The following is a 26,332-nucleotide window of genomic DNA, read 5'->3' on the forward strand; positions in this document are numbered from 1 at the left end:
ACGCAGTGCCGCCACTGCCAGGCATATCCCATACAAAGGAGCAGCACCATGAGCGCATCCCTGCGTAGCGTTGACGGTCAGGACGAAACCACCATCCTGCGTGAAATCCAGAGCGCCTTGCGCGACCTGCGTTTCGGCGCGGTGGAAATCACTGTGCACAACGCCCAAGTCGTCCAGATCGAACGCAAAGAGAAATTCCGTCTGCAGCAACCGGGCAACAAATCGGGCTGAACGCAAAAAGATCCCAGCCTGCGCCCGCTCTTGCCGGGGATCAATGCAAGAGCGGGCGCAGGCGGTGATCTTTAGAGGCAACCCGATTCCCGCAGTACATAAGAAAAAGCCACCACCAAGAATTCCAGGAGCTTTCACCATGTCGTCGATTCGCCGTTACGCTTTGGCTGCTCTGGCCAGCGCTGTGTTTGCCGGTTCTGCGGTTGCCAAGGATTACGAGCTGCTCAACGTGTCGTATGACCCGACCCGCGAGCTGTATCAGGATTACAACGCCGAATTCGTGAAGTACTGGCAGGCAGAGCATGCCGGCGACACCGTGAAAATCCAGCAATCCCACGGCGGTTCGGGCAAGCAGGGCCGTGCGGTGATCGACGGTCTGCGTGCCGACGTCGTGACTCTGGCGCTGGCCGGCGACATTGACGAAATCGCCAAGCTTGGCAAGACCCTGCCGCTCGACTGGCAGAAGCGTCTGCCGGACGCCAGCACTCCGTACACCTCGACCATCGTGTTCCTTGTGCGCAAGGGCAACCCGAAAGGCATCAAGGATTGGGGTGACCTGATCAAGAACGACGTTTCGGTGATCACGCCGAACCCGAAAACCTCCGGCGGTGCGCGCTGGAACTTCCTCGCGGCGTGGGCCTACGGCCTCAAAGCCAACGGCGGCAACGAAGCGAAAGCCAAGGAATACGTACAGACCCTGTTCAAGCACGTTCCGGTGCTGGACACCGGCGCCCGTGGCTCGACCATCACCTTCGTCAACAACGGCCAGGGTGACGTGTTGCTGGCCTGGGAAAACGAAGCCTTCCTGGCGCTGAAAGAGGACGGCGGCAAGGACAAGTTCGACATCGTCGTGCCTTCGCTGTCGATTCTCGCCGAACCACCGGTGGCCGTGGTCGACAAGAACGCCGAGAAGAAGGGCAACGAGCAGATCGCCGAAGCCTACCTCAAGCACCTGTACAGCCCGGCCGGCCAGGAAATCGCGGCGAAGAATTTCTACCGCCCGCGTGACAAGGACGTGGCCGCCAAGTACGCCCAGCAGTTCCCGAAACTGGAACTGGTGACCATCGACAAGGACTTCGGCGGCTGGAAAACCGCTCAGCCGAAATTCTTCAACGACGGTGGCGTGTTCGACCAGATCTATCAGGCGCAGTAATCTCGAATGAAACGAGCCTGATGCTCAGGCACAAAACATGTGGGAGCGAGCCTGCTCGCGAAGGCGGTATTTCAGTCGACAGGGATGTTGACTGATACTCCCTCTTCGTGAGCAGGCTCGCTCCCACACTGATGCGTTTTTAACCAGGGACTTTTATGTCGCGTCGTATCTCCCCCGTCATACCCGGCTTCGGGCTGACGCTGGGCTACACCTTGGTGTATCTCAGCCTGATTGTGCTTATCCCGCTGGCGGCGATGTTCGTCCACGCCGCTCAACTTACCTGGGATCAGTTCTGGACGATCATCTCCGCGCCCCGCGTTCTCGCTGCACTGAAGCTGAGCTTCGGCACCGCGCTGTGCGCCGCGATCATCAACGGCATCATCGGCACGTTGCTGGCCTGGGTGCTGGTGCGCTACACGTTTCCGGGACGCAAGGTGATCGATGCGATGATCGATCTGCCGTTCGCCCTGCCCACGGCTGTGGCCGGCATCGCCCTGACGGCACTGTACACGCCGACCGGACTGGTCGGGCAGTTCGCCGCCGACCTCGGTTTCAAGATTGCCTACACCCCGCTCGGGATCACCCTGGCGCTGACCTTCGTGACTCTTCCGTTCGTGGTGCGCACGGTGCAACCGGTGCTGGCCGATATCCCCCGTGAAGTCGAAGAAGCGGCGGCATGCCTCGGTGCGAAACCGTTGCAGGTGTTCCGTCACATTCTGCTGCCGGCGCTGTTGCCGGCCTGGCTGACCGGTTTCGCCCTGGCGTTTGCACGGGGCGTCGGCGAGTACGGTTCGGTGATTTTCATCGCCGGCAACATGCCGATGAAAACCGAGATCCTGCCGCTGCTGATCATGGTCAAGCTCGACCAGTACGATTACACCGGCGCTACCTCCATCGGCGTGTTGATGCTGGTGGTTTCCTTTGTCCTGTTGCTGCTGATCAATTTGCTGCAGCGGCGCATCGAAACCCCTTAAGGAGGCGCGAACCATGTCCCAATCGTCCATTGCGGCCGCTGCCTCGGCCAACGCTGCCCGCCGCGGCAGCGCGACTTCGCGCAGAGTCCTGATCGGTCTCGGCTGGCTGATTTTCTTCCTGTTTCTACTGCTGCCGCTGTTTATCGTGGTGTCGCAGGGGTTGAAGAACGGCCTCGGTGCGTTTTTCACCGCGATCTTTGAGCCGGATGCCCTGTCGGCGCTGAAACTCACGGTGATCGCGGTGCTGGTTTCGGTGCCGCTGAACCTGGTGTTCGGTGTCAGTGCCGCGTGGTGCGTGAGCAAATACTCGTTCCGCGGCAAAAGCATGCTGGTGACGCTGATCGACTTGCCGTTCTCGGTGTCGCCGGTGATCGCAGGTCTGGTCTATGTGTTGATGTTCGGTGCCCAGGGTCTGTTCGGGCCGTGGTTGCAGGATCATGACATCCAGATCGTCTTCGCCCTGCCGGGCATCGTGCTGGCGACGATCTTCGTCACCGTGCCGTTCGTGGCCCGCGAGCTGATCCCGCTGATGCAGGAACAAGGCACTCAGGAAGAGGAAGCCGCGCGCCTGCTCGGCGCCAACGGCTGGCAGATGTTCTGGCACGTGACCGTCCCCAACATCAAGTGGGGTCTGATCTATGGCGTGGTGCTGTGTACCGCCCGGGCCATGGGTGAGTTCGGTGCGGTGTCGGTGGTTTCCGGGCACATTCGCGGGGTGACCAACACCTTGCCGCTGCACGTCGAGATCCTCTACAACGAATACAACCACGTGGCCGCATTCGCCGTGGCGAGCCTGTTGCTGCTCCTGGCGCTCTTCATCCTGCTGCTCAAGCAGTGGAGCGAAAACCGTATCAACCGCCTGCGCGCCAGCGCCGCGGAGGAATAATTCATGTCGATCGAAGTGCGTAACGTCAGCAAGAATTTCAATGCGTTCAAGGCGCTGGACAACATCAGCCTGGACATCCACAGCGGTGAGCTGGTGGCGTTGCTCGGCCCGTCCGGCTGTGGCAAGACCACCTTGCTGCGCATCATTGCCGGTCTGGAAACCCCGGATAACGGCAACATCGTGTTCCACGGCGAAGACGTGTCCGGCCATGACGTGCGTGATCGCAACGTCGGGTTCGTGTTCCAGCACTACGCCCTGTTCCGCCACATGACGGTGTTCGACAACGTCGCGTTCGGCCTGCGCATGAAGCCGAAGAATCAGCGCCCGAGCGAAAGCCAGATCGCGACCAAGGTCCACGAGTTGCTGAACATGGTGCAACTGGACTGGCTGTCGGATCGTTACCCGGAGCAACTGTCCGGCGGTCAGCGCCAGCGTATCGCCCTGGCTCGCGCACTGGCGGTAGAGCCGAAAGTGCTGCTGCTCGACGAGCCGTTCGGCGCCCTCGACGCCAAGGTGCGCAAGGAACTGCGCCGTTGGCTGGCGCGCCTGCACGAAGACATCAACCTGACTTCGGTGTTCGTGACTCACGACCAGGAAGAGGCGATGGAAGTGGCCGACCGCATCGTGGTGATGAACAAGGGCGTGATCGAGCAGATCGGTTCACCGGGCGACGTCTACGAAAACCCGGCCACCGATTTTGTCTATCACTTCCTCGGCGATTCGAACCGTCTGCATCTGGGGGATGACAATCACGTGCTGTTCCGTCCGCACGAAGTGTCACTGTCGCGGCATGAGCTGGAGGATCACCACGCTGCCGAAGTCCGCGATATCCGTCCGCTGGGCGCGACCACGCGGGTGACGTTGAAGGTTGAAGGGCAGGCGGATCTGATCGAGGCGGAAGTGGTGAAGGATCACGACAGCCTGACCGGCCTGGCGAAGGGGGAAACACTGTTCTTCAAGCCGAAGGTCTGGCAGAAAGTCGCAAGCCTGTAACAGCATCGCTCGTTCCCACGCCGAGTGGACTGCACCCCAAAGGTTGGACACAACCGATGGGGTGCAGTCCACGGCGTGGGAACGAGCGAACCGGTCTGCAGTTCAGACAGCCGCGCGATTCGGATTGACCCGCACCACACCCGCCCGCGCCTCGATCTGTTCTTTCAGCTCATGGCGCATCCCGAGCATGAACGCCAGTTCCGCCACCACAAACAGCGGCCCGACAATCAACCCGCTCAAGTCATCCACAAACGCCGGTTTGCGTCCCTCATAGTGGTGCCCGACAAACTGGATCGCCCAGCCGATCACGAACATGGCCAGACCGCTGCTGAGCCAGACCATAGTGCTCAGTTGCGCCAGAACATGCCCGGCCCAGACCGAGAGACCCATCAGCAACGTCATCAACACGCCAAACTTCAGTTCCAGGCGCAGGTAAAACCATGCCGAAGCAAGGGCGATGATCACCGCCGGGGAAATCCACAACCCGCCCATCGACCATTCCGGTCGCGACAACAGCACGGCCACTGCCACCACAATCAATGGAATCCCGATAAAGTGGCTGGCGATGTTGCGTGGATCGCGGTGGTAAGCGGCGTATTGACTCAAATGATCGACGAGGCTTTTCATTGTTGTTCCTCCTGTAGGGTGATCGAATCATGCCCCGTGTTCACGGTTCGCTCTGTCAGGCAGGCGACAATCTTCAGGAGAACCCATGGATAAGGTCTGGCGCGAACGCCTGCTGACCGGGCAATGGTTCAGTCATCTGCCATCATCCTTTCAGGATAGTCTGCTGGCAGCTGCCCGGGAGCGACGCCTGGCGTCGGGGCAGCGGCTGTTCCAGCGCGGTGATGCGCCGTGCGGGTTGTACGCGGTACTCGACGGCGCGGTACGTATCGGCGCGGTCAGCGAGCAGGGCAAGGAGGCGTTGCTGAGTCTGGTGGAGGCCCCACACTGGTTCGGCGAAATCTGCCTGTTCGATGGCCAGCCCCGTACCCATGACGCTTACGCGGTCGGCCCATGCCTGTTGCTGAATATCCCTCAAGCCACGCTGCTGAAATTGCTCGACGAACACCCTGTCTATTGGCGGCATCTCGCCTTGCTGATGAGCCAGAAACTGCGCCTGACCTTCATCAATCTCGAACAGCTCAGCCTGCTGCCGGCCCCGGCGCGATTGGCCCATCGCCTGCTGTTGATCGCCGAAGGCTACGGCGAACTTGACCCGCCGCGCCGCGTATTGCAACTGCCCCAGGAGCAACTGGCGTCGATGCTGTCGCTGTCGCGGCAGACCACCAATCAGATTCTCAAGGAGTTGCAGGGGCAAGGGATCATCGGCTTGAGTTATGGCGAGATCGAAATCCTCGACGCCGCACGATTGCGAGCACTCGCCACCCTTTAGTTTCCGCCACTATCGCTGTGGGAGCGGGCTTGCCCGCGAAGAGGCTGGTCGACTCAATACAAATTCCAGACCCGTCAGCGCAACTGATCCCGAAACTGCCCCGGCGTCATTCCGGTCCAGCGCTTGAACGCGCGGCTGAAGCTGCTGGTATCGGCAAATCCCAGCAGATAACTGACCTCGCTCAGCGAGCATTGCGGGTCACGCAGGTGCAGCAGCGCGAGGTTTTCGCGGCTTTCATTCAATAACGTGTCGAAACGACAACCCTCGTCCGCCAGATGCCGTTGCAGACTGCGCAGGCTCAGGTGCAGGGCCTGGGCGATGCGCTCGGCGCTGGGCTCGCCTTCGGGCAGTTGTTCTTCGATGGCGTCGCGCACCTTGCGCTCCCAGGTCAGCGGCTTGAGCTGGGCGAGGGTGCGTTTGAGCACGGCTTCGTTGTGTTCGGCCAGTTCCGGGTTGGCGTCGTCGAGGTGGCTGTCGAAGTCGTTGAGGGCGAATTCGATGCGGTCTTCTTCGGCGGCAAAATGCACCGGCGAGCGGAACACCTTGTGCCATTGATGCGCATCGGCCGGTTCCGGGCGGCGCAAATACACCGCCAGCGGCGCGTAGTCGCGGCCCAGGCGATTGCGGCAGGTGCGCACGTAGATCGCGGCGAAGGCGTCGATGGCCTCGAACGCCGGCGCCGGGTTACCGGCAGGAATCTTCAGGCGAAACCGGTAGCGGTCTTCCGAGCGGGTCAGCTCCAGTTCCAGGGCGTCGCTGACCACCTGGTGATAGCGCACGATCCGCTCGAACACTTCCCGCAGGCTGCCGCTGGCCACCAACGCGTATCCCAGTGCGTGAAATGTCGTGGGGCTGACGAACCGCGACACCCGCAGACCAATCGCCGGATCGCCGCTGACTTGCACCGCGATTTCCCACAGGCGTGTGGTGGCGGACAACGGATAACGCGCATTCGGATCGTCCATCCATTGCGGATCGAGCCCGGCCTGCCGGCACAGGTCAGTGCTGTCCAGACCCAGCGCATCGAGTTGCTTGCGCAGGGCACGGGTCCAGCTGGCGAGAGAAGTCGGTTCCTTCATGCTGATTGGCGCTTCCGGTCAACAGGTTGGCGTTCTCGGCTACCGCATCCGGATCCTGCGCGGGGCAGGATGCGAACATCAATAACCAGAGGATGGAAGCATGGACCGTACTTCTGCAAGTCCCCGGCGACACAATGCTGCCCAGCGATCAGCGCATATTCGCGAAGTGGTGCTGGCCAAAGGCGTCGAGCTGCGCGAGCGCTACCCGATTCTCCAGCATCAGGATGCCATCGGGGCGGGAATTCTGGCCTTTGCCCTGGCCGGGGTGATCGTTTCGGCGGCGCTCTACATCAACGGGCACATGGCGTGGTGGGTGTGTCTGTTGCTCAATGCGTTTTTTGCCTCGCTGACCCATGAGCTCGAGCACGACCTTATCCACAGCATGTATTTCCGCAAACAGCGGGTGCCGCACAACCTGATGATGGGCCTGGTGTGGCTGGCGCGGCCGAGCACGATCAACCCGTGGATCCGCCGCCATTTGCACCTCAATCATCACAAGGTCTCCGGCACCGAAGCCGACATGGAGGAGCGGGCGATTACCAACGGCGAGCCATGGGGTTTTGCGCGGTTGCTGATGGTCGGCGATAACGTGATGTCGGCGTTCATCCGCATGCTGCGAGCCAAGACCTGGGCGCATAAATTCAGCATCATCAAGCGCTCGCTGAAGGTCTACGCGCCGTTGGCGCTGTTGCATTGGGGCGCGTGGTACGTGTTTCTCGGGTTCCATGGGGCCAACGGTATCGCCTGGTTGATGGGCTCGCCGATTGAATGGTCAGCGACCACCTTGTCAGTGATGCAAGTGATCGATATTGCCGCCGTGGTGATCATCGGTCCGAACGTGTTGCGCACGTTTTGCCTGCACTTCATCAGCTCGAACATGCATTACTACGGTGATGTGGAGCCGGGCAACGTGTTGCAGCAGTGCCAGGTGCTCAATCCATGGTGGCTGTGGCCGTTGCAGGCGTTCTGCTTCAACTTCGGCAGCAGCCACGGGATTCATCATTTCGTGGTGAAGGAGCCGTTCTACATTCGCCAGTTGACGGTGCCGGTGGCGCACAAGGTGATGCGGGAGATGGGTGTCCGGTTCAACGATTTCGGGACGTTCGGGCGGGCGAACCGGTTTGTTCGCAAGGAAGAAATCGTACAGAAAGAGGCGCAGACGGCTCAGGCTTGAAGGTAGCCGAAGCTATCGCCGGCCAACCGGCGATAGCCCTGCATCAGCCACCCTCAATCCGGCTGAAACGGCGACTCGCTCAAAATCACCCCGGTCTCTTCCACATACCGCTGCCAATGCCCGATCAGCGCTTCAAGCTTTTGCGGCTGACTCGACGCCAGGTCATGAATCTCCCCTGGATCGTTGCCCAGATCATAAAGCTGCCAGGTCGCCGGCCCTACAGGCCCGGGGATCCACACCGCTTTCCATTGCCCCTGCCGAATCGCCCGGCGTCCGAACAATTCCCAACCGGTGACGGTATGTTCGTCATGCACCTGCGCGGTCTCGCCGGACAAAAAGCCCAGCCACGATTTGCCGCGCAACGGCGCCACCGGTTTGCCGTGCCATTGCTTGCCGGGATGGCGCACACCGGCCAGATCGAGAATGGTCGGCGTGATATCCATCACCGTGCCGAAACCATGGCTGATCTGCCCTTTCAGTGGCAACTGCGGATAGTGCAGCAGCGCCGGAACCCGAATCCCGCCTTCGGTGGTAAATGCCTTGAACAGGCGTGAAGGTGCGGTGGCCACCTGCGCCCAGTCCGGCCCGTACCAGACGTAGGAATTGGCGCGGCCGATGTTGTCCAGACTGTTGTCGTAATGCTGGTTCAGATAGGTCAGCAGCTCCGGGCCGAACTTGGGAAAGGCTTCGAGCAGCGCGCCTTCGGCACCGTTGTCGGACATGAACAGGATGAAAGTGTTGTCGAGCTGGCCTTGTTGACGCAGGTAATCGACGACGCGACCGATGTTCCAGTCCATGCGCTCGACCATCGCGGCGTAGACTTCCATCGCCCGGGCGGAAATGCGTTTTTGTTCATCGCTCAGCGCGTCCCATTGCGCGGTCAGCCGGATCAGCGGATGCGGTTCGGTCTCCGGCTCGATCAGCCCCAGCGACTTGAGTTTTTCCAGCCGTTCGAGGCGCAGCGCTTGCGGTCCCGCATCGTAGCGGCCACGGTATTTTTCGACGATGTCCGCTGGTGCCTGCAACGGCCAGTGCGGCGCGGAAAACGGCAGGTAAGCGAAGAATGGCCGGCTCTGATCGCGCTCCTTGAGGTACTGCAACAGCTTGTCGCCGAAGGCGTCGGAGGAATAGAAATCCTTCGGTAATTGGTCGATGAACGTGTCGTCTTCGATGTACAGCGCAGGCGTGGATTTCAACAGGCCCGGCGTGTGTTCATCATAGGTCGGTTCGAATCCGTAGTGGTTCGCCGCGCCGGGAAGCAGCGAGAACGAACGCTCGAAGCCACGGGCGTGGGGCGCCAGTTCCGCGGTGAGGCCCAGGTGCCATTTGCCGCTCATCAAGGTCTGGTAACCGGCCTCGCGCAGCAACTCCGGCAACGCGACGACACGGTCGTTGAGGTAACCCTCGTAGCCCGGTTTGCCGATGAGTTCCGGGGTCAACGCTTCGGCCATCGTGCCGATGCCGGCGATGTGGTGATCGGTGCCGGTGAGCAGCATCGAGCGGGTCGGCGAACAGGTCGGTGCGGTGTGAAAATCGGTCAGGCGCAGGCCATTGCCGGCAAGGGCATCGAGGTTCGGCGTGGCGATTTCACCACCGAAGGCACCGATGTCGGAGAAGCCGAGGTCATCGGCCAGAATCACCAGAAAATTGGGACGTTGCGGCATCAACAGACTCCTGTTCAGCAGGCAATGAACGACAACGGCAGATCACGGATCTGCACCGGTGCGCTCGGTTGATAATGATCGTCACTGGTCAGCTCGTGCAGCAGTTCTTCGCGCAATTGATGGAAGTCAAAACTGCTGCGCTGGCGAGGATGGGGCAGGGTGATGCCCACCACCTGTTTGATCCGGCCCGGACGTGGCTCCATCACCACCACGCGATCCGCGAGGAAAATCGCTTCTTCGACATCGTGGGTGACCAGAATCGTGGTGATCTTCGCCCGCTCACGGATCGCCAGCAGTTCGTCCTGCATCTGTTGGCGGGTCAGTGCGTCGAGGGCGCCGAAGGGTTCGTCGAGCAGCAGGATTCGTGGGCTCGCCACCAGCCCGCGAGCGATCGCCACGCGCTGGGCCATGCCGCCGGAGAGTTGATGCGGATAGGCGCGGGTGAAGTCGCGCAACCCCACCAGCTCGATGAAATCGTTGACGCGCTGCTGCTTTTCAGCGGTGCTCAGCGGTTCGTTCACCAGACCCAGGCCGATGTTGTCGGCCACGGTCAGCCACGGGAACAAACGATGTTCCTGAAACACGATCCCGCGTTCGCCGCCAATGCCGCTGACGGCTTTGCCGTCCACGGTGATCTGCCCACGAAACTGCGTGTCCAGACCCACCAGCAAGCGCAGCAAGGTGGACTTGCCGCAGCCGCTGGAGCCGACGATGGCGACGAACTCGCCCTCGGCGATGTCGAGGTTGAATTCGCGAATCGCCTCCAGTTCGAAACCGTCGACGTCGAAGGATTTGCCTACGTGAGAGAAGCTGACAATCGGTGCGTTCATGCGTGTCTCCAGCGGGTGGCGCGGATTTCCAGGCGTTGGCCAATGAGGTTGAGCAGGGCGCCGGTGAGGCCGACCAGCAACATCCCGGCCATGATCAGGTCCATGCGCAGCAGTTGTTGGGCGCCGATCATCTGGCTGCCGATACCGCCGTTGGACGGCATGAAATATTCGGCGCCGATGGTGCCGAGCCAAGCGTAAATCAGGCTCAATCTGAGCCCGGCAAAAATCCCCGGCGCGGCGCCCGGCAGCACCAGTCGACGCAGGCGCTGGCCGAGGCTCAGGCGAAGCACCTGCGCGGCTTCGTCGAGTTGCGGCGAAAGGTTGGCGACGCTGCGCTGGGTGGCGATGAACAGGGGGAAGAAGGCGGCAAGGGCCACGAATACCCACTTCGCCAGCTCGCCCAGGCCGAACCATGCGGTCAGCAGTGGCACCCAGGCGAAAATCGCGATCTGGCGCAAGGCAGCGAGGGTAGGGCCGAGCACACGTTCGCTGGTGCGCGAGAGCCCCAACAACAGGCCCAGCGTAAAGCCGAACCCACCACCCAGCAGCAAGCCACCGAGGGTGCGGCCCAGGCTCAGGGCCATGCCGCTGATCAACGTGCCGTCGAGCAGGCCATGCTTCGTGGTCTCCAGCACGGCCAGCGGGCTGACCAGAATGTTGGCGTCGACCCACTGCTGATCGACTGCCAGTTGCCAAAGCGCAAACAACCCCAGCGGCAACAGCCACGGCTGCACGCGCTGCCAGCCGTCATAACGTGGGCCGCGACGAATCTCCGCCGTGGCCGGGTGCGGCCAGTGCACCAGTTTTTTGTCCAGCAGGCCGATGCCGCGATCCATCGCCACGCCGATCAGACCGATCACAACAATGCACACGAACACGATATCGAGCATGAACAACTGCCGTGCCCAGACCATCAGGTAGCCGATGCCTTCGCTGGAGGCCAGCAGCTCAACGGCGAGCAGCGAAGTCCAGCCAGCGGCCAGCGCCAGACGCACGCCGGCCATGAATGCGGGGAGAGCAGCGGGCAACACCAGTCGACGGATCAGCAGGTGTGGCGGCAGGCGCAACACGGCGGCGGCTTCGCGCAGTTTCGGCTGCGAGTCCCGCACGCCGACCAACGTGTGCAGGGTCACCGGCACCACGATGGCCTTGACCAGTACCACCAGTTTCAGCGTTTCTCCGATGCCGAAAAACACCATGAACAGCGGAACCCACGCCAGTGTCGGCACCTGGGCCAGGCCGGCAAAGGTCGGGAAGATCAGGCGTTCGAGACGACGGCTGAAACCCAGCGCCGCGCCGAGTACGGCACCGGCCGAGATCCCGGCGAGCAGCCCCCAGAACAACCGTTGCAGGCTGATCCACAAGTGACTCCACAACTCACCCTGAGACAACTCGACCGCGCTGTTCCACACCAGCGACGGCGCGGGGAGGATCTGTTCGCTCATCCATTGATTGCGCGCCGCCAACCACCACAGGACAAACAGTCCCAGCGGCAATATCCAGGGTAAAACGCGGTGGCTCAGGCTTGGCCAGGCGCGCCGGTTTTTCAACGGCGGTGCGGCCAGTGGCAGGCTGAGCAGGGATTCACGGGCCATGATGACCTCCGTTGTCGGGTTGGATCGTGTCAGCGGAATTAGCTGTGAACTTATCGTTATAAGTGAATAAGAAAATAATCATTTTGGAGATAAGCAGCGCCATTTAAGGCCTCCAGCCCTGCACGCATCCAATGCATTCGAAGAATATTTTTGATGCTCTCCATGCATATCGCTCTGCATGTCCCAACTTTGCTGGTTTAGCTTTAAAAGCTATAAAAATGTGCTTTTTAAGTATTTAAGTGCTGATACGAATTACGCCTACTTTCGGCTCCTCAATGCCCGCCGTGATCAGGAGCCGCACCCATGAACCTTCCCTTCAAACGTGTCATCAGTCTGTTTGCCGCACCAGCGCTTGCGGGTCTGCTGGCGTTCTCTGCCCAGGCCAACGAGCTCAAGGAAATCAGGATTGCCGTGCCTGATCTGAGCGCGGGTACTCAACACAGCGGCGGGGGCATTGTGGACGTGCTGCGCGATCAGCAGATTTTCGAAAAGGCCTTCGCCGATCAGGGCATCAAGATTCAGTGGAGCTTCTTCAAGGGCGCCGGCCCTGTGATCAACGAGGCGTTCGCCAACGGTCAGGTGGACCTGGCTTATCTCGGGGATCTGGCGGCCATCATCGGCAAGTCCAACGGACTGGATACGCGCCTGCTCAGCGCCAGCGCGCGAGGTGTGAAGCAATACCTCGGCGTAGTGCCGGGTTCGGGAATCAGGACGTTGCAGGATCTCAAGGGCAAGCGCGTGGCGATCTTCAGGGGCACCGCGACCCAGTTGTCATTCGATGCCGCGTTGGCCAGCGTGGGCCTGAGCGAGAAGGATGTGAAGGTGATCAACCTCGATTTCAACGCAGCGGTGGCCGCGCTGGCGGCGAAGCAGATCGATGCGTCGTGGGGCAGTTCCGGGCTGACAGCATTGCAGGCCAAGGGCCTGGCCGAGCTGCCCCTGAACACTAAGGATCTCGGCGGCGCCGGCAGCGTGCAGTCGGTGCTGGTGGGCACCGGCAAGTTTGTCGACGGGCACCCGGAAGCGGTAGCGAAGCTGCTCAAGGCGCAGCAACAGGCGGTGGAGTGGCTGACTCAGGACAGCAACAAGGACGCTTACGTGCAGCTTGTGTCGGGTCTGGCGAGTTATCCTTCGGTGATCCTCAGCCAGGATCTGAAGGATCAGAATCTGAGCGAAGTATTCCCCTCGACACTGGACCCGCTGTTCCTCGAAAACCTGCAGGGCAAGGTGGATCTGGCGGCGCAGCAGAAGCTGATTCGCAAACCGTTCAATGTGAACGAGTGGGTGGTGCCCGAGCTGGCGGCTGCGAAGCTCTGAGAAATGGGGTCATTCCGGCGCAATGCGTGGGAATGACCCTCAAACCGCGACGCTGATCTCCTGTTTATCCACCGCCACCAGCGTCTCGATCATCGCCCGTGCCGCCGGTGAAAGCCGGAATCCCGTGCGGCTCACAATCCCGCACCGCGCATTCATGCTCTCCAGGTTCTGCGGCAGGTTGCGCCAGTGCAGCAGGGCCAGTGAACCCTGGGCAATGTCCTCGACAAACGCTTCTTCAGTACCCACGCCAATCGCGTTGGATTGCAGCACCACTTTCACCAGCGCCGGGAAATGCTCGGTTTCGATGGTTGGTGAGAAATCGATCCGGCCGCTGAGATTCGCCAGCAGTTTGCGAATGCCCGGCGGGATCAGCGTGGTCGCCAGCGGGTAGTCGAACATGTCGTTGGTCGACAGGCTTTCCTTGGCCAGCAGCGGATGCCCCGGCCGGCAGAAAAACACCCCGCGCTTGGGTGTCAACGGTCGAGTCTGGAAGTTCGGGTCGGATTCGAAGTGGCGAATGTCGGCGATGAAGAATTCGATCTCCTCGCGGCTCAGGGCGCGGCTGAGTTTTTCCCAGTTATCCACCTGAAAACAGGTACGCACTTTCGGGTGCGCATTGATGAATTGCGCCACTGCATCCGGCACCAGTTTGACGGCTGGCGCCGGACCGCAACCGAAATGCAGTTCGCCGGCGTCGAGCTTGGTCATCTGCGTCACTTCGGCGCTGAGCAACGCAGCGCCTTGCACCAGCGTCAGGGCGTGCTGCAGCACCACCTGGCCTTCGGGTGTGGGGCGCAGATCCTTGTTGCCACGATCTACCAGCACACAGCCGAACTCCTGCTCCAGCCCTTGGATGCTGCGGCTGAACGCCGGTTGAGTGATGCCCATGGCGTCGGCTGCGCGGACAAAACTGCGGTGTTCGTTGAGGGCGATGAAGTAGCGCAACTGGCGAAGATCCATATGCTTTTCCGGCATCCTAAAAATAGCTCGAAGGCATTTGCGACGAAGGCTGACTGAGGTTTTAAATGCAAGCTCTTATTCCGTCAACGAAGCATGTGAATATCTATTAGATGTAAATGGAATATTGATAGAGCGTTGTTTCGTTGCCGTCCAACCGCAAGCAGTCGATGAGGGTCTACCCATGAGCAATGCCGCACTCGCTGTAAAACCCGTTGTCCAGGCGCTGGACATTCATCCGGTGGCCGGCCGTATCGGCGCTGAAATCCGTGGCGTGCAACTGTCCGGTGAGCTGGATGCCGCGACGGTTGAAGCCATTCAACAGGCGCTGGTCCAGTACAAGGTCGTATTCTTCCGCGAGCAGACGCAGCTCGACGACCAGCGGCAGGAAGCCTTCGCCCATCTGCTCGGCGAGCCGGTGGCGCACCCGACCGTGCCGTCCCGTGAGGGCACCCGGTATCTGCTGGAACTGGACGGCGCCGAAGGGCAGCGCGCCAACTCCTGGCACACCGACGTGACCTTCGTCGATGCCTACCCGAAAGCCTCGATCCTGCGCTCGGTGGTGGCTCCGGCATTCGGTGGCGATACCCTCTGGGCCAACACGGCGACGGCGTACAACGAACTGCCGACCGAATTGCGCGAACTGGCGGACAAACTGGTGGCCGTGCACAGCAACGAATACGATTACGCTGCCGTGAAACCGGACGTGTCGGCGGAGAAGCTGGAGCGCTATCGCAAGATTTTCACCTCGACCGTCTACGAGACCGAGCATCCGGTGGTGCGCGTGCATCCGGTCAGCGGCGAAAAAAGCTTGCTGCTGGGGCATTTCGTCAAACGCATCAAGGGTTATTCCCAGGCCGATTCGGCGCATTTGTTTGGCCTGTTGCAGAGCCATGTGATCCGTCAGGAGAACATCGTGCGCTGGCGCTGGAAGGCCGGTGATGTGGCGATCTGGGATAACCGTTCGACGCAGCACTATGCGATTGATGATTACGGAACCCAGGATCGGGTGGTGCGTCGGGTGACGCTGAAAGGGGAAGTGCCGGTCGGGGCGAACGGGCAGCGTAGCCAGACCATCAAAGGTGCTGAAATCATCGGCGCATGACCAGGCCTCATCGCTGGCAAGCCAGCTCCCACAGGATTTGTGTACGCCGCAACCATGTGGGAGCTGGCTTGCCAGCGATGCTTTCGGTCACCAAACCCCGATCTGCACGATTTTCTCGGTCTCCGGCTCCCCATAACGAAACCGCTGGCCGCGCAAATCAATCTCCTGATGACTGATGGTCGTGCGCCGTTTCAACCCGCGCACCCACTCGAACAGATACCCCGCATGTTCTTCGCGCACCGCCGCATACGCCGGATCCGCGCCCAGATCCTGCAGCTCCTGCGGATCATTCAACAGATCGAAAAGCTGCGGCCGGAAGCCGTCGTACGCCAGGTATTTCCAGCGTTCGCTGCGCACCATGGTCATGCGGCAACGGTCGATCGGCCGGCCCAGTCGTTCCCGCGCCGGGGCCTGGAAGGCGTAGTCGTATTCGCTGATCGCATAGCGGCGCCAGTCAGGTTTTTTGCCGTGCAGCAGTGGAATCAATGAGCGACCTTCCAGTCGATGCTCGGCGCCCCCGACCCCCAACGCTTCGAGAAATGTCGGTACGCCGTCGATGGTTTCCGCCAGACGCTCGTCCACCGTGCCCCGTGTGACGTCCGCCGCTGCACGCGGATCGCGCACGATCAAGGGAACGCCCACCGCCTGCTCCAGCAAAAATTCTTTCTCGCCCAGCCAGTGGTCGCCCAGGAAATCGCCGTGATCGCTGGTAAACACGACCAAGGTGTCGTCCCAGCGTCCGTTGCTTTGCAGGAAATCGAACAGCCGCCCCAACTGATCATCCACCTGTTTGACCAGGCCCATGTACGTCGGGATTACGTTCAGTCGTACCGGGTCTTTGGAGAAGTTCAGGCTTTCCTCATGCTGGCAAAAGGCCTGATAGACGGGATGGTCGCTTGGAGAGGCATTTCGGACCGGTTCGAGAATCGATTTCGTACTGTACAAAGTGTGGTACGGAGCCGGTACGATATAGGGCCAATGGGGTTTGATATAGGACAGGTGTAAAAACCATGGTTTTTCACCTTGCTCACTTATGAAGTCGATGGCTCGATTTGTAGTGTAGACAGTCTCTGAATGTTGCTCGGGAATTCGCGCCGGCAGGTGGGCATTGCGCATGTGCCAGCCGCTGAGGATTTCGCCGTTGTCGCCTTCGGCTGCATTGGCCCAGTCGTGCCAGGGGTTGCGCCCTGCGAAACCCTGTTCGCGCAGGTAATGGGTGTACGGCGCCGATTCGCGTTTGTCGTCGAACAGCGGGTCGTCGGGGAAGATGCCGTCGTGACGGAAGTACGGCTCGAAGCCGACTTCGTTCAACACCTCGGCCTGCTCGCTTTCAGGGTTGATCGCCAACCGCTGCAAGGCGTCCACGTTGGCCGTGGCGTGAGTCTTGCCGACCAGTGCAGTACGAATGCCGTGGGGGCGCAGGTAGTCGCCGATGGTCATTTCTTCCAGCGGCAACGGCACGGCGTTCCACGCCACTTGATGACTGCTGACGTAGCGCCCGGTGTAGGCCGACATCCGCGACGGTCCGCAAATCGTGCCCTGGGTGTAGGCACGGCTGAAACGCACGCCGGCAGCGGCCAGGCGATCGATGTTCGGGGTGTGCAGGTGCGGGTGGCCGTAGCACGACAGGTAGTCGCGGCGCAGTTGATCGCACATGATGTACAGCACGTTGCGTACGGGGTTTTGCAGGTTGGACATTGGGTTCACCAGTCAGAAAGACAGGTGAGGTTTTTCGCTTTCGGAGACGGTGTTCGGCAAGTGCATTCGGGGAATGCGTGTGATGCATGAAACGCATGAACTCAAACGGCGAGATTCGCCAGTGAACACACCTCCTCTTCCACCGCATCAATCGCCTTGATCTGCTCGATCATCGCCTCGGCCAGCGGCGACAGCCGATACCCGGCGCGGCTGACAATTCCGTAACGGGTGTACAGCTCCTCGCGATCCTCCGCCAACCCCTGGATTTTCAAACACACCAGTTCGCCCCGTGCCTGATGCAGCGCATCCGAATAGGCACCAACGATGCCGATCGCATCGGAGCGCAGCACCACGCCAAGCAGGCTGGCGCTGTTTTCACACTCCACGTTCGGGATGAAATCGGGCCGGCCACTGAGGTCGACGATGACCTTGCGCAGGTTCGGCGGACGAATGCTCACGGCCAGTGGATAACTCATCAATTGTTCTGCCGTGACCTGATCCAGATCGGTCAGCGGATGTCCGGCACGGCAGCAGAAATGCCATTTGCGTGGCCGCAGCCGGTGTGTGAGGTAATCCGGATCCGCCTCGAAATGCCGGGTGTCGGCGACAAAGAATTCGAACTCTTCGCTCAGCAATCTTTTGCTCAGGCTTTGCCAGTCATCGACCTGAAATTGCACGCGCGCTTTCGGGTAGCGACCGATGAAGGCGCCGATGGCTCGGGGGATCAACCCGGCTGCCGGCGCCGGGCCGCATCCGAAGCGCAGCTCTCCTGCCTCCAGCCCGTTGAACTGGCTGATCTCGTTGGCCATTTGCTGTGCGCCGCTGACCAGTCGCCGTGCATGTTCGAGCAGCACCTGACCCTGTTTGGTCGGCGGCAAATCCTTGCGTCCGCGATCCACCAACTGGCAGCCGACGCTATGTTCCAGCGCCTGGATACTGCGGCTGAACGCCGACTGCGACAGGTTCACCGCCTGCGCGCCGGCGACGAAGCTGCGTTGTTCGGCAAGGGCGATGAAGTGGCGGAGTTGGCGCAAGTCGATATGCATTTTTCACATAAAAAATATCCGGGAAATGCATTGGATATGCATTAGGTCGACTCCTTATAAAGGCAATCTCTTATGCAGTAAATCTTTGTAAAAACATAAATAAATAACTTTAAAGAATATGCGGCACAGAAGATGTCTGCGTGTTTTTTGACCAGGAGCAGTCCCATGAGTCCGTTGAACCTCGCTTCACCGCCGCCGCCACGACGGCTCAAACGTCTGCCCCTGGCCCTGTTGCTGGCAGGGAGCGCGAGTTGGAATCAGGGTTACGCCGATGAAGCCCAAACGCCTGTCCCGGCACCAACAGGCAAAACTGCGACCGCCACTTCGCAACTGGAAACCGTCACCGTCACCACCCGTCGTCGCGAAGAAAGTTCTCAGGACGTGCCGACGCCGATGAGTGTGGTCAGCGGCCAGACTCTGGAGACGCAGCGGGTCTATCGCATCCAGGATCTGCAGCAACTGGTGCCCAGCGTCAACGTCGCCTACATGCATGCGCGCCAGTCCAGCGTGTCGATCCGCGGCCTGGGCAACAACCCGGCCAGCGATGGCCTGGAAGGCAGCGTCGGGCTGTATATCGACAACGTTTATCTGGGCCGTCCGGGGATGGCGGTGTTCGATCTGATGGACATCGAACAGCTTGAAGTCCTGCGCGGGCCGCAAGGGACGTTGTTCGGCAAGAACACCACTGCCGGGGTGATCAACATCAGTACCCGGGCGCCAAGTTTCACCCCGGAGCGCAGCATCGAGACCTCCGTCGGCGAGGACGGTTACTTCCAGACCAAGGGCACGCTTTCCGGGCCGCTCAACGATCAACTGGCCGGGCGCATTTCCGCTTATCGCACCCGCAGCGACGGCGACATCAAAAACGAATTCGACGGCCATGACCTCAACGGCGGTTCCCGCGACGGCTTCCGGGCGCAGCTGTTGTTCAAGCCCAACGAGCACTTCAATCTGCGCTGGATCGGTGACTACAACGAAGAAGATTCCAGCGCCGGTACTCGCGTGCTGTACAACACCGGGCCGACCATCAACCGCGTCAATCTCTACCAGTCCCGGGCCAATGCTGCCGGTGCGACGCTGGTCAACGGATCGCACCGCAAGGTCAATCTGGACAATGACCAGCACGTCACCGTGCATCAGGGCGGCACTTCGGTGGAAGCCAACTGGACACTGCCGAGCGATTTCACCCTGACCTCGATCAGTTCCTACCGTTACTGGAACTTCACCCCGGCCAACGACGACGGTCTCAATGTCGCGGCGACCTATAACGCAGGTGTTTCGGTAGAGGACAAGCAGTATTCCCAGGAATTTCGCCTGGCATCGCCCAAGGGCGAGTCCTTCGATTACGTGCTTGGCGCGTACTACTTCGGCTCGGATCTGGACAACAAATCCTTCGCTTATTACGGCCCCCAGGCCGACATCTGGAACGGCACGCCACGGGGTGCCCTGGCCAATGTCGGCAGCGTCGGTCGCGGCCACATCAAGACCGACAGTTTTGCGCTGTTCGCCCAAGGCACCTGGCACCTCACCCCGCGCCTGGATTTCACCGCCGGGGTGCGCGGCACCTATGAAGAGAAGAACGCGTGGGTCAATCGCGACGCGCCGGTCGGTGGCGCTACGGTCACTGGCGCCGCTGCCACTGCGCGACGCGGCCGGACCGGCGCCTACGATTCCGGTGATCTGAATCAGTACAGCTCCAGCCCGTCCGGATTGCTCAATCTCAGCTATCGCATCACCGATGATCTGCTCGGCTACGCCACACTGTCCCACGGTGAAAAATCCGGCGGAGTCAACCTCGTGGTCGGTTCGGCCCCGACTGCCGGCGCCGACTCGCTGCTGATCGGCACCGAGCGCGCCAACAACGCCGAACTCGGCTTCAAGAGTACTTTGTGGGACCGCCGCCTGCAGCTCAACGCCAACCTGTTCTGGACCCAGGTCAACGCCTACCAGACCAATGCCTACGATGACATCAATCGCGTGCAGTACCTGACCAACGCCGGTTCAGTGCGCTCCCGTGGTGTGGAATTCGAAAGCACCGTTATCCCGCTCCGCGGGTTGACGTTGAACTTCAACGGCTCGTTCAACGATGTCAGCTACCTCTCATACAAGGATGCGCCGTGCCCGCCGGAAGTCAGTCTGGCGCCGGGGGCTCCGGCCTCTTGCGACCTCAGTGGGCATCAGGTCGTCGGCGCCTCGAAATGGATCGGCAACGCCAACGGCAAGTACGAATGGAATCTGGCCAACGGTCTGCAACCGTATGTCACGGCCAGTTATGCGTTCCGCTCCAAGGCAGTCGGCACGGTCGAGGACTCCGACTACGGCCAGATCCCGAGTTACGCGGTGGTCAACCTCTCCACCGGCCTGCGCGGCGATTTCAATCAGGGTCAGTGGGACGTCTCGCTGTGGCTGAAAAACGCCTTCGACAAAACCTACTACACGACCCTGTGGACCGGCGGCAACGGCGGTTATGAAGGCCTGCTCGGCACACGGCGCACCCTCGGCGTCACCGGTCGCTACGACTTCTGATCGATCCTTCAAGGAGCTGCATCATGTTGCGCATCAAAACCGCTCTACCGGTGTTGTTGTCCGGCGCCGTGCTCAGTGCCGGGGCGCTCGCCGCGCCCAGTGTCTACCCTACCGGCGTCACCCGTTATGACCCGGCCAAAGCCTTCAATCAATATGTGATCTTCAGCGGTGCCGACAAGCAGACGCACCTGATCGACATGAACGGCAACGAAGTGAAGAACTGGCCGCAGGCGGGATTCCCGTCGGCAATCATCGACCCGCAACTGGTGGGTGGCGAGCGTGGTCATGTGTTGCTGCAACTGAGTGACAAGGAGCCGGGCAAGCTCGGTTCCGCTGGCAACGGACTGGGCAATCAGAGCGTTGGCGAGCTGGACTGGAACGGCAAAGTCATCTGGGAATGGGGCGACAAGGCGCCCGGTGGCGCTGCGCAACAGCATCACGATCAACGTCGCCTGAGCAACGGCAACACCGTGGTGCTGGCGAACAAAGTGCACAAGGTCAAAGGCTTCAAAGTGCCCGAGGTGATCGACGATGCGATCTACGAAGTCAGCCCTGCGGGCGAGGTGAAGTGGCAGTGGCTGGCGTCGGATCACTTGAACGAATTCGGTTTCACTGCCGAGCAATTGAAGCTGGTGCGCGCCAGCGAAAATCCGGATTACCTGCACATCAACAACCTCAGTCTGGTCGGGCCGAACAAGTGGTTCGATGCCGGCGACAAACGCTTCAACCCGGACAACCTGCTGATCGATTCGCGCAACGCGAACGTCATCGCGATCATCGACAAGCACAGCGGCAAAGTGGTGTGGCGCCTCGGGCCGAACCTGCCGCTGGCCAATCCGAAAACCGCGCAGCAGATTCCACGCCCGGTGGACCAGTTCGTCGGCCAGCATGACGCGCATATCATCCCGGCGGGATTACCCGGCGCCGGCAATCTGCTGGTGTTCGACAATCAGGGTTCGGCGGGCTATCCGAACGTCACGCTGGGTCTGATTTCCGGCTCGCGGGTGCTGGAGATCGACCCGTTGAAAAATGAAATCGTCTGGCAGTACAGCGCGGCCAATTCGAAGCAGCCGGGATGGGCGTTCTACAGCTCGTTCATCAGCAGTGCGCGACGTTTGCCCAACGGCAATACGCTGATCGACGAAGGCATGAACGGGCGGTTTTTCCAGGTGACGGCCAGCGGCGAAAACGTCTGGGAATACGTCAGCCCCTATCTGGGCAAGGCACCGGGCAGCGACGCGATCAGCAACTGGGTCTATCGGGCTCTGCCTGTAAGTTATGACTGGGTGCCGGCAGGGACGCCGCGTTCGGAAACCGCGGTGATTGCGCCAGCCATCGGGGTGCAGCAGACCAGTGCCAGTCGTTAGTTATCAAGGCTGTTCAAATTCGAATCAAGTTGTGCGCGACTTGAATGGTGCCCGTTGCAAATTTGTTGAACGGATGAGCCTAAGTTGCGAGTTCGTTCACCCACTTAATCGTATCGGGTCGTTCTGGCCAGCGAGTTTGTGAGGCAATAAGAAAAACTGTGAAGCAAAAGCCGATGCATTAAACATGTATCGGCTTTTTGTTTGTCCTTTGAAAAGTCAGTTACCTGTCACCTTGCTATCCGTTGGCGCCGGTTCATCGATAACCCGATGCCTTGAACGAATACTTTTTATGCCGGGAAAGCATGTCGATTCCGGCGAATCGCTGAAAGCCTTGCGGGCCGTGGCTCTGGCGAAAATGATCGTTTCCTATATTCCATAAGCGTCTATTCATAACATGAAAGATTACTTTCGGAGATAAGCCTGCAGCCCAATGATTGACCCATCGATTACGCCGTGGGGGCTTCAACAAACGGCGAATCGGCGACGCGAAAAAACGCAAAGAGACCGCAGGGAGTCAATCAATGGGTAATGTCCAGACCGCCGCCAGTGCACAGGAGGTGCTATGGCGCCAGGCGCCGAGCGGCGAGTTGGTCGATCTCGGCCGACCCCATCGTGTGCCGTTGGGGCAGCAGCGTTTGCAGCGGGCGCCCAAGGGCATTCTGAACCGCCGCGAAACAATTCTGCTCGGCGTTCTGGCGCTGGTGGTGCATGGCGCGGTGATTGACTGGATCAACCAGCATCCGACGCCGGCGCTGCCGATCGTGCCGCCGGAAATTCCACCGATGACCATCGAATTTTCGCGCCCGGCACCCCCGGCGCCGCCAGAAGTTGTACCGCCGCCACCGGCACCTGTGGTTGAGCCTCCGCCGCCGGTGGAGGACGAACTGGCAACCAAGCCACCACCCAAACCGAAGCCGATTCCCAAACCGAAACCGGTCGCCAAACCGGTGCCAAAACCGGCGCCCAAAGCGGTCGAGCAACCACCGGCTCCGCCACAACCGGCCGCTCCGGTCGCCGCGCCTGCGCCACCTGCACCACCGGCACCTGCTCCGGTGACACCGGCCTCGGCCAACGCCGCGTACCTGAAGAACCCGGCGCCGGAGTATCCGTCACTGGCCCAGCGTCGCGGCTGGGAAGGCACAGTGCTGCTGCGGGTGCACGTATTGGCCAGTGGCAAACCGGGCGAGATCCAGATTCAAAAAAGCAGTGGCCGGCAACAGCTCGACGACGCGGCGCTGGATGCCGTGAAGCGCTGGAGCTTTGTGCCGGCCAAGCAGGGTGATGTCGCCCAGGACGGCTGGGTCAGCGTGCCCATCGATTTCAAGATTCACTAAACCGAAACCAAATTCGCGCGAAATGTTTACACGAGGGAACACATCATGACGTTACTGGCATCTCCACTGGAATCCATCGAAAGCGCGGTGATCTGGCTGCTGGTGGTCTTCTCTGTCGCCACCTGGGGCCTGGCATTGCTAAAGGCTGTGCAGTTCGGTCGGTTGAAGGCGCAGGACCGCAAATTTCACAAACGCTTCTGGGCGGCGTCGAGTCTGGACTCCGCCGCCGAGTTGAGCGAAACCCAGCCTGGCGCGGCAGCGCGGGTGGCACAGGCCGGTTACGCGGCGATTCAGGTGGGCGAGGCGCCGCAGGCCAATGACCTGAGCCAGGCGATCAACCATCAGGACCGCCTCGAACGTGCCTTGCGCCAGCAGATCGTGCGCGAGCGCCGTTCGCTGGAAACAGGCCTGGCGGTGGTCGCGAGTATTGGCAGCACCTCGCCGTTCATTGGTCTGTTCGGCACGGTGTGGGGAATCATGGAAGCGTTGAAAGGCATCAGCGCGGCGGGCTCGGCGAGCCTCGAAACGGTGGCCGGTCCCATCGGTGCAGCGCTGGTCGCCACCGGTGTGGGGATCGCGGTCGCGGTGCCGGCGGTGCTGGTTTACAACTACTTTTTGCGTCGTCTGAAACTGACGGCGGCGGACCTGGACGACTTTGCCCATGACTTCTACAGCCTGGCGCAAAAGAGTGCGTTCCGCGTGCTGATCCACCCGACCGCGCACAAGGCTGCGGCCCAGGGCAATGCAACAAAAGTGAAGGAGGCCTCCTGATATGGCCTTCTCCACGCAAGACAGCGACGAGGTGCTGAGCGAGATCAACGTGACGCCGCTGGTGGACGTGATGCTGGTGCTGCTGGTGGTATTCATCGTCACCGCGCCGCTGCTGACCAACGCGATACCGATCAACCTGCCGAAGACCGAAGCAGTGGCGCCGGTCGAGCAGAAAGACCCGTTGGTGGTGAGCATCGACGGTTCTGGAAAACTGTTTATCAACAAGGACGAAATCCAGCCGGACCTGCTGGAGTTCAACCTCAAGTCGGCCAAGGCCAAGGATCCGGAAGTGCGCGTGCAATTGCAGGCGGACGACGGGGTGAATTACGGCGAAGTGGCGCGAGCCATGGCATCGATTGAGCGGGCGGGCATCACCAAGCTGTCGGTGATCACTGCACGATAAGGGTTTCACGTTTTTCCGGGGCCGTCTCCTTGGCAGGGTGCGGCCCCTTTTTTGTTTAAGACTTGATATTCATTTCAGGTCTTAATAAATAGCTTCTTATTCCTTAACGAATATAAATCCCGTCCCTATACTCGATCAGGAACAGACACGACGCAGGAGAGCTCCCCCATGCGCAACGAATCAATCCGCTATCTGATTGTGCCGGGCTGGCAAGGATCGCCAGAAGATCATTGGCAAAGCCACTGGCAGAACAGCCTGCCGAACAGTGCGCGGGTGGAGCAGGCCGACTGGCTGACGCCGCGTCGTGAAGACTGGGTCGCGGCGCTGGCCGAGGCGATTGCCGCCGACAGCACGCCAGTGATCCTGATCGCCCACAGCCTGGGTTGCATTACCGTGGCACATTGGGCGGCCTCCGCGCCATTGCAGCAATTGCGTCAGGTGCGCGGGGCGCTGCTGGTCGCGCCGGCAGATGTGGAGCGTCCGGCCTGTGTGCCGGCACTGCGCAATTTCGCGCCGATCCCGACCGATCTGCTGCCTTTCCCGAGCCAGGTCGTCAGCTCTGACAACGACGCCGCCGTCAGTGCGCCGCGTGCCTTGGAACTGGCACGCAACTGGGGCGCCGAGGCAGGGATTCTTGCGGGCGCCGGCCACATCAACGTGAAGTCCGGGCATCAGCGCTGGGAGCAGGGATTCGCGTATCTGTATCGCCTGCAAAACCGCATGGAACACCACGCCCGGCGCCTCGCCTGAGCATTTTTATTTTTTCAGCGCCCCCGTCTCCCGGCGATTTGGGGCGGGAGTCTGCCATGAGTTTCGAAACCTTCGGTCAGCCGTTGCTGACCTTTCCCGATGCGGAAAAAAGCCCCCTGAGCATTCGCGCCAAGGCGTTGGTGTTCGTCGATCCACGCTCGCGCCAATTGCGCGAGGAAATGGCCCGGCTCGCACCGCGCTCGATCTCGGTGTTGATTCGCGGCGAGACCGGCACCGGCAAGGAATTGCTCGCCCGGCATATCCACCGCGCCAGTGATCGCAGCGGATTGTTCGTCTCGGTCAACTGCGGGGCGATCAGCCCGACTTACGCCGATGCCGAATTGTTCGGCTATGCCGCCGGCAGCTACAGCGGTTCGGCCAGCAGTCGCGCCGGCTGGTTTGGCTCGGCCAACGGCGGCACTTTGTACCTGGATGAAATCGGCGACCTGCCGTTACCGATCCAGATCAAGTTGCTCGCTGCGCTGGAAAACCACGAAGTCACCCGGGTCGGTGCCCATCAGCCGAGCCCGGTGGATGTGCGCCTGGTGGCGGCCACCAGCATCGATCTTGCGCAAGCGGTGGCGGCGGGGAAATTCCACGAGCGGCTCTATCACTATCTCAGTGAAGGGCATCTGGAGTTGCCGGCGTTGCGTGCGCGGGTCGGCGATATTCTGCCGCTGGCCGAATACTTCCTCGGTATCTACAGCCAGCGTCTCGATCTGCCGGTGCCCTTGATCAGCGAAGCGGCGCAGCAGGTGCTGGAGCAGCACAGCTGGCCGGGCAACACCCGGGAACTGGAAAACGTCATTCACTTTGCGCTGCTGGTAAGCACTGGCGATGAAATCCTGCCTGAGCACCTGAACCTGCCCGAGGCGTCTGGGTCGCTGGTTCAGATCGAACGTCAGGTGGCGAGCATCAGCGCCAAAGGGTCTGCCGAGGAACGTAAGGCATTGAAAGCATTGCTGCTGAGCCTGAGCGAGGCTTTGTAACCATTTTGTTCAACATGAACAAAATGGAATATGAAGCTGAATAAACGTTATTGTCCGGGAATAAAAAATCCCGGTATTGTCCGACTCACGCCAG

General features: G+C 60.7%; 24 protein-coding genes. 16 read left to right on the forward strand and 8 right to left on the reverse strand.

Annotated features, from left to right (window positions below; genetic code table 11):
- Window positions 1–48 precede the first annotated feature (48 nt).
- From oscA to NWV16_RS02000, 5 genes are all read left to right on the forward strand, one after another.
- Window positions 49–231 carry a sulfur starvation response protein OscA gene (gene oscA, locus NWV16_RS01980; protein ID WP_065257481.1) on the forward strand — a complete coding sequence of 61 codons (183 nt, stop codon included), beginning with the start codon at window positions 49–51 and terminating at the stop codon, window positions 229–231.
- 139 nt (window positions 232–370) lie between these two features.
- Complete coding sequence (locus NWV16_RS01985) at window positions 371–1,384, forward strand: sulfate ABC transporter substrate-binding protein (protein WP_260521767.1); 1,014 nt, start codon at window positions 371–373, stop codon at window positions 1,382–1,384.
- A 155-nt stretch (window positions 1,385–1,539) separates the two neighbouring features.
- A complete protein-coding gene (gene cysT, locus NWV16_RS01990) occupies window positions 1,540–2,358 on the forward strand; it encodes a sulfate ABC transporter permease subunit CysT (protein WP_007952818.1) in 819 nt (272 codons plus the stop codon).
- Window positions 2,359–2,371: 13 nt separating this feature from the next.
- Entirely contained in the window at window positions 2,372–3,244 is an 873-nt protein-coding gene (gene cysW / locus NWV16_RS01995; RefSeq protein ID WP_065261385.1) for a sulfate ABC transporter permease subunit CysW, read from the forward strand.
- Between the two features lie 3 nt (window positions 3,245–3,247).
- Window positions 3,248–4,237: a sulfate/molybdate ABC transporter ATP-binding protein gene (locus NWV16_RS02000; RefSeq protein WP_260521768.1), complete on the forward strand. Its 990-nt coding sequence runs from the start codon at window positions 3,248–3,250 to the stop codon at window positions 4,235–4,237.
- A 102-nt stretch (window positions 4,238–4,339) separates the two neighbouring features.
- Here NWV16_RS02000 and NWV16_RS02005 read toward each other — a convergent pair whose 3' ends face one another.
- The gene (locus NWV16_RS02005; protein WP_260521769.1) at window positions 4,340–4,864 is read right to left on the reverse strand and encodes a DUF962 domain-containing protein; all 525 of its coding nucleotides are present in this window, start codon (window positions 4,862–4,864) and stop codon (window positions 4,340–4,342) included.
- An 85-nt stretch (window positions 4,865–4,949) separates the two neighbouring features.
- On the opposite strand from NWV16_RS02005, the gene NWV16_RS02010 reads away from it, so the two are divergent.
- Window positions 4,950–5,633 (forward strand): Crp/Fnr family transcriptional regulator, encoded by a 684-nt coding sequence (locus NWV16_RS02010; protein ID WP_260521770.1) that lies wholly within the window; start codon window positions 4,950–4,952, stop codon window positions 5,631–5,633.
- Window positions 5,634–5,707: 74 nt separating this feature from the next.
- Here the strand turns inward: NWV16_RS02010 and NWV16_RS02015 are convergent, their stop codons facing one another.
- Window positions 5,708–6,712: an AraC family transcriptional regulator gene (locus tag NWV16_RS02015; RefSeq protein WP_260521771.1), complete on the reverse strand. Its 1,005-nt coding sequence runs from the start codon at window positions 6,710–6,712 to the stop codon at window positions 5,708–5,710.
- Between the two features lie 100 nt (window positions 6,713–6,812).
- Here NWV16_RS02015 and NWV16_RS02020 point away from each other — a divergent pair, with 100 nt between their 5' ends.
- Window positions 6,813–7,886, forward strand: a complete 1,074-nt coding sequence (locus NWV16_RS02020) for a fatty acid desaturase (protein WP_260521772.1) — start codon at window positions 6,813–6,815, stop codon at window positions 7,884–7,886.
- Window positions 7,887–7,939: 53 nt separating this feature from the next.
- On the opposite strand, the gene NWV16_RS02025 is transcribed toward NWV16_RS02020, so the two are convergent.
- The 3 genes from NWV16_RS02025 to NWV16_RS02035 are packed head-to-tail and all read right to left on the reverse strand — an operon-like array spanning window position 7,940 to window position 11,975.
- Entirely contained in the window at window positions 7,940–9,550 is a 1,611-nt protein-coding gene (locus NWV16_RS02025) for an arylsulfatase (protein ID WP_260521773.1), read from the reverse strand.
- A 14-nt stretch (window positions 9,551–9,564) separates the two neighbouring features.
- On the reverse strand, window positions 9,565–10,380 hold the full coding sequence (locus NWV16_RS02030) for an ABC transporter ATP-binding protein (RefSeq protein ID WP_260521774.1): 816 nt from the start codon (window positions 10,378–10,380) through the stop codon (window positions 9,565–9,567).
- Complete coding sequence (locus tag NWV16_RS02035) at window positions 10,377–11,975, reverse strand: ABC transporter permease (protein WP_260521775.1); 1,599 nt, start codon at window positions 11,973–11,975, stop codon at window positions 10,377–10,379. The genes NWV16_RS02030 and NWV16_RS02035 overlap by 4 nt, the downstream gene beginning before the upstream one ends.
- 303 nt (window positions 11,976–12,278) lie before the next feature.
- Here NWV16_RS02035 and NWV16_RS02040 point away from each other — a divergent pair, with 303 nt between their 5' ends.
- Window positions 12,279–13,292, forward strand: coding sequence for an ABC transporter substrate-binding protein (locus NWV16_RS02040; protein ID WP_260521776.1), 1,014 nt, complete (start codon window positions 12,279–12,281; stop codon window positions 13,290–13,292).
- A 39-nt stretch (window positions 13,293–13,331) separates the two neighbouring features.
- On the opposite strand, the gene NWV16_RS02045 is transcribed toward NWV16_RS02040, so the two are convergent.
- The gene (locus tag NWV16_RS02045) at window positions 13,332–14,252 is read right to left on the reverse strand and encodes a LysR family transcriptional regulator (RefSeq protein WP_260521777.1); all 921 of its coding nucleotides are present in this window, start codon (window positions 14,250–14,252) and stop codon (window positions 13,332–13,334) included.
- 181 nt (window positions 14,253–14,433) lie between these two features.
- On the opposite strand from NWV16_RS02045, the gene NWV16_RS02050 reads away from it, so the two are divergent.
- Window positions 14,434–15,354, forward strand: coding sequence for a TauD/TfdA family dioxygenase (locus NWV16_RS02050; protein WP_260521778.1), 921 nt, complete (start codon window positions 14,434–14,436; stop codon window positions 15,352–15,354).
- Between the two features lie 87 nt (window positions 15,355–15,441).
- On the opposite strand, the gene NWV16_RS02055 is transcribed toward NWV16_RS02050, so the two are convergent.
- Window positions 15,442–17,052, reverse strand: coding sequence for an alkaline phosphatase family protein (locus tag NWV16_RS02055; RefSeq protein ID WP_260521779.1), 1,611 nt, complete (start codon window positions 17,050–17,052; stop codon window positions 15,442–15,444).
- Window positions 17,053–17,153: 101 nt separating this feature from the next.
- On the reverse strand, window positions 17,154–18,098 hold the full coding sequence (locus NWV16_RS02060; protein ID WP_260521780.1) for a LysR family transcriptional regulator: 945 nt from the start codon (window positions 18,096–18,098) through the stop codon (window positions 17,154–17,156).
- Window positions 18,099–18,263: 165 nt separating this feature from the next.
- On the opposite strand from NWV16_RS02060, the gene NWV16_RS02065 reads away from it, so the two are divergent.
- The 7 genes from NWV16_RS02065 to NWV16_RS02095 all read left to right on the forward strand — a co-directional run bounded on the left by NWV16_RS02065 (window position 18,264) and on the right by NWV16_RS02095 (window position 26,238).
- A complete protein-coding gene (locus NWV16_RS02065; RefSeq protein WP_260521781.1) occupies window positions 18,264–20,624 on the forward strand; it encodes a TonB-dependent receptor in 2,361 nt (786 codons plus the stop codon).
- 23 nt (window positions 20,625–20,647) lie between these two features.
- Window positions 20,648–21,991: an aryl-sulfate sulfotransferase gene (locus NWV16_RS02070; RefSeq protein ID WP_260521782.1), complete on the forward strand. Its 1,344-nt coding sequence runs from the start codon at window positions 20,648–20,650 to the stop codon at window positions 21,989–21,991.
- Window positions 21,992–22,512: 521 nt separating this feature from the next.
- Window positions 22,513–23,325, forward strand: coding sequence for an energy transducer TonB (locus tag NWV16_RS02075; RefSeq protein WP_260521783.1), 813 nt, complete (start codon window positions 22,513–22,515; stop codon window positions 23,323–23,325).
- A gap of 45 nt (window positions 23,326–23,370) precedes the next feature.
- Window positions 23,371–24,096, forward strand: a complete 726-nt coding sequence (locus NWV16_RS02080) for a MotA/TolQ/ExbB proton channel family protein (RefSeq protein WP_039764509.1) — start codon at window positions 23,371–23,373, stop codon at window positions 24,094–24,096.
- 1 nt (window position 24,097) lies between these two features.
- Window positions 24,098–24,499 (forward strand): ExbD/TolR family protein, encoded by a 402-nt coding sequence (locus tag NWV16_RS02085; protein WP_065261364.1) that lies wholly within the window; start codon window positions 24,098–24,100, stop codon window positions 24,497–24,499.
- A gap of 168 nt (window positions 24,500–24,667) precedes the next feature.
- Window positions 24,668–25,249 carry an alpha/beta hydrolase gene (locus tag NWV16_RS02090; RefSeq protein WP_260521784.1) on the forward strand — a complete coding sequence of 194 codons (582 nt, stop codon included), beginning with the start codon at window positions 24,668–24,670 and terminating at the stop codon, window positions 25,247–25,249.
- A gap of 56 nt (window positions 25,250–25,305) precedes the next feature.
- Window positions 25,306–26,238 carry a sigma 54-interacting transcriptional regulator gene (locus NWV16_RS02095; protein ID WP_260521785.1) on the forward strand — a complete coding sequence of 311 codons (933 nt, stop codon included), beginning with the start codon at window positions 25,306–25,308 and terminating at the stop codon, window positions 26,236–26,238.
- Window positions 26,239–26,332 lie beyond the last annotated feature (94 nt).

The organism is Pseudomonas sp. BW7P1, from assembly GCF_024981055.1.
GTDB lineage: Bacteria > Pseudomonadota > Gammaproteobacteria > Pseudomonadales > Pseudomonadaceae > Aquipseudomonas > Aquipseudomonas bananamidigenes.

Bases quoted from the DNA above. Each gene is read 5' to 3' on its own strand.
- NWV16_RS02025 (WP_260521773.1), bottom strand. From the start codon at position 9,550: ATGCCGCAACGTCCCAATTTTCTGGTGATTCTGGCCGATGACCTCGGC.
- NWV16_RS02000 (WP_260521768.1), top strand. From the start codon at position 3,248: ATGTCGATCGAAGTGCGTAACGTCAGCAAGAATTTCAATGCGTTCAAG.
- NWV16_RS01985 (WP_260521767.1), top strand. From the start codon at position 371: ATGTCGTCGATTCGCCGTTACGCTTTGGCTGCTCTGGCCAGCGCTGTG.
- NWV16_RS02020 (WP_260521772.1), top strand. From the start codon at position 6,813: ATGGACCGTACTTCTGCAAGTCCCCGGCGACACAATGCTGCCCAGCGA.
- cysW (WP_065261385.1), top strand. From the start codon at position 2,372: ATGTCCCAATCGTCCATTGCGGCCGCTGCCTCGGCCAACGCTGCCCGC.
- oscA (WP_065257481.1), top strand. From the start codon at position 49: ATGAGCGCATCCCTGCGTAGCGTTGACGGTCAGGACGAAACCACCATC.
- NWV16_RS02075 (WP_260521783.1), top strand. From the start codon at position 22,513: ATGGGTAATGTCCAGACCGCCGCCAGTGCACAGGAGGTGCTATGGCGC.
- NWV16_RS02070 (WP_260521782.1), top strand. From the start codon at position 20,648: ATGTTGCGCATCAAAACCGCTCTACCGGTGTTGTTGTCCGGCGCCGTG.
- NWV16_RS02095 (WP_260521785.1), top strand. From the start codon at position 25,306: ATGAGTTTCGAAACCTTCGGTCAGCCGTTGCTGACCTTTCCCGATGCG.
- NWV16_RS02085 (WP_065261364.1), top strand. From the start codon at position 24,098: ATGGCCTTCTCCACGCAAGACAGCGACGAGGTGCTGAGCGAGATCAAC.
- NWV16_RS02040 (WP_260521776.1), top strand. From the start codon at position 12,279: ATGAACCTTCCCTTCAAACGTGTCATCAGTCTGTTTGCCGCACCAGCG.
- NWV16_RS02050 (WP_260521778.1), top strand. From the start codon at position 14,434: ATGAGCAATGCCGCACTCGCTGTAAAACCCGTTGTCCAGGCGCTGGAC.
- NWV16_RS02045 (WP_260521777.1), bottom strand. From the start codon at position 14,252: ATGGATCTTCGCCAGTTGCGCTACTTCATCGCCCTCAACGAACACCGC.
- cysT (WP_007952818.1), top strand. From the start codon at position 1,540: ATGTCGCGTCGTATCTCCCCCGTCATACCCGGCTTCGGGCTGACGCTG.
- NWV16_RS02010 (WP_260521770.1), top strand. From the start codon at position 4,950: ATGGATAAGGTCTGGCGCGAACGCCTGCTGACCGGGCAATGGTTCAGT.
- NWV16_RS02080 (WP_039764509.1), top strand. From the start codon at position 23,371: ATGACGTTACTGGCATCTCCACTGGAATCCATCGAAAGCGCGGTGATC.
- NWV16_RS02065 (WP_260521781.1), top strand. From the start codon at position 18,264: ATGAGTCCGTTGAACCTCGCTTCACCGCCGCCGCCACGACGGCTCAAA.
- NWV16_RS02030 (WP_260521774.1), bottom strand. From the start codon at position 10,380: ATGAACGCACCGATTGTCAGCTTCTCTCACGTAGGCAAATCCTTCGAC.
- NWV16_RS02055 (WP_260521779.1), bottom strand. From the start codon at position 17,052: ATGTCCAACCTGCAAAACCCCGTACGCAACGTGCTGTACATCATGTGC.
- NWV16_RS02060 (WP_260521780.1), bottom strand. From the start codon at position 18,098: ATGCATATCGACTTGCGCCAACTCCGCCACTTCATCGCCCTTGCCGAA.
- NWV16_RS02015 (WP_260521771.1), bottom strand. From the start codon at position 6,712: ATGAAGGAACCGACTTCTCTCGCCAGCTGGACCCGTGCCCTGCGCAAG.
- NWV16_RS02035 (WP_260521775.1), bottom strand. From the start codon at position 11,975: ATGGCCCGTGAATCCCTGCTCAGCCTGCCACTGGCCGCACCGCCGTTG.
- NWV16_RS02090 (WP_260521784.1), top strand. From the start codon at position 24,668: ATGCGCAACGAATCAATCCGCTATCTGATTGTGCCGGGCTGGCAAGGA.
- NWV16_RS02005 (WP_260521769.1), bottom strand. From the start codon at position 4,864: ATGAAAAGCCTCGTCGATCATTTGAGTCAATACGCCGCTTACCACCGC.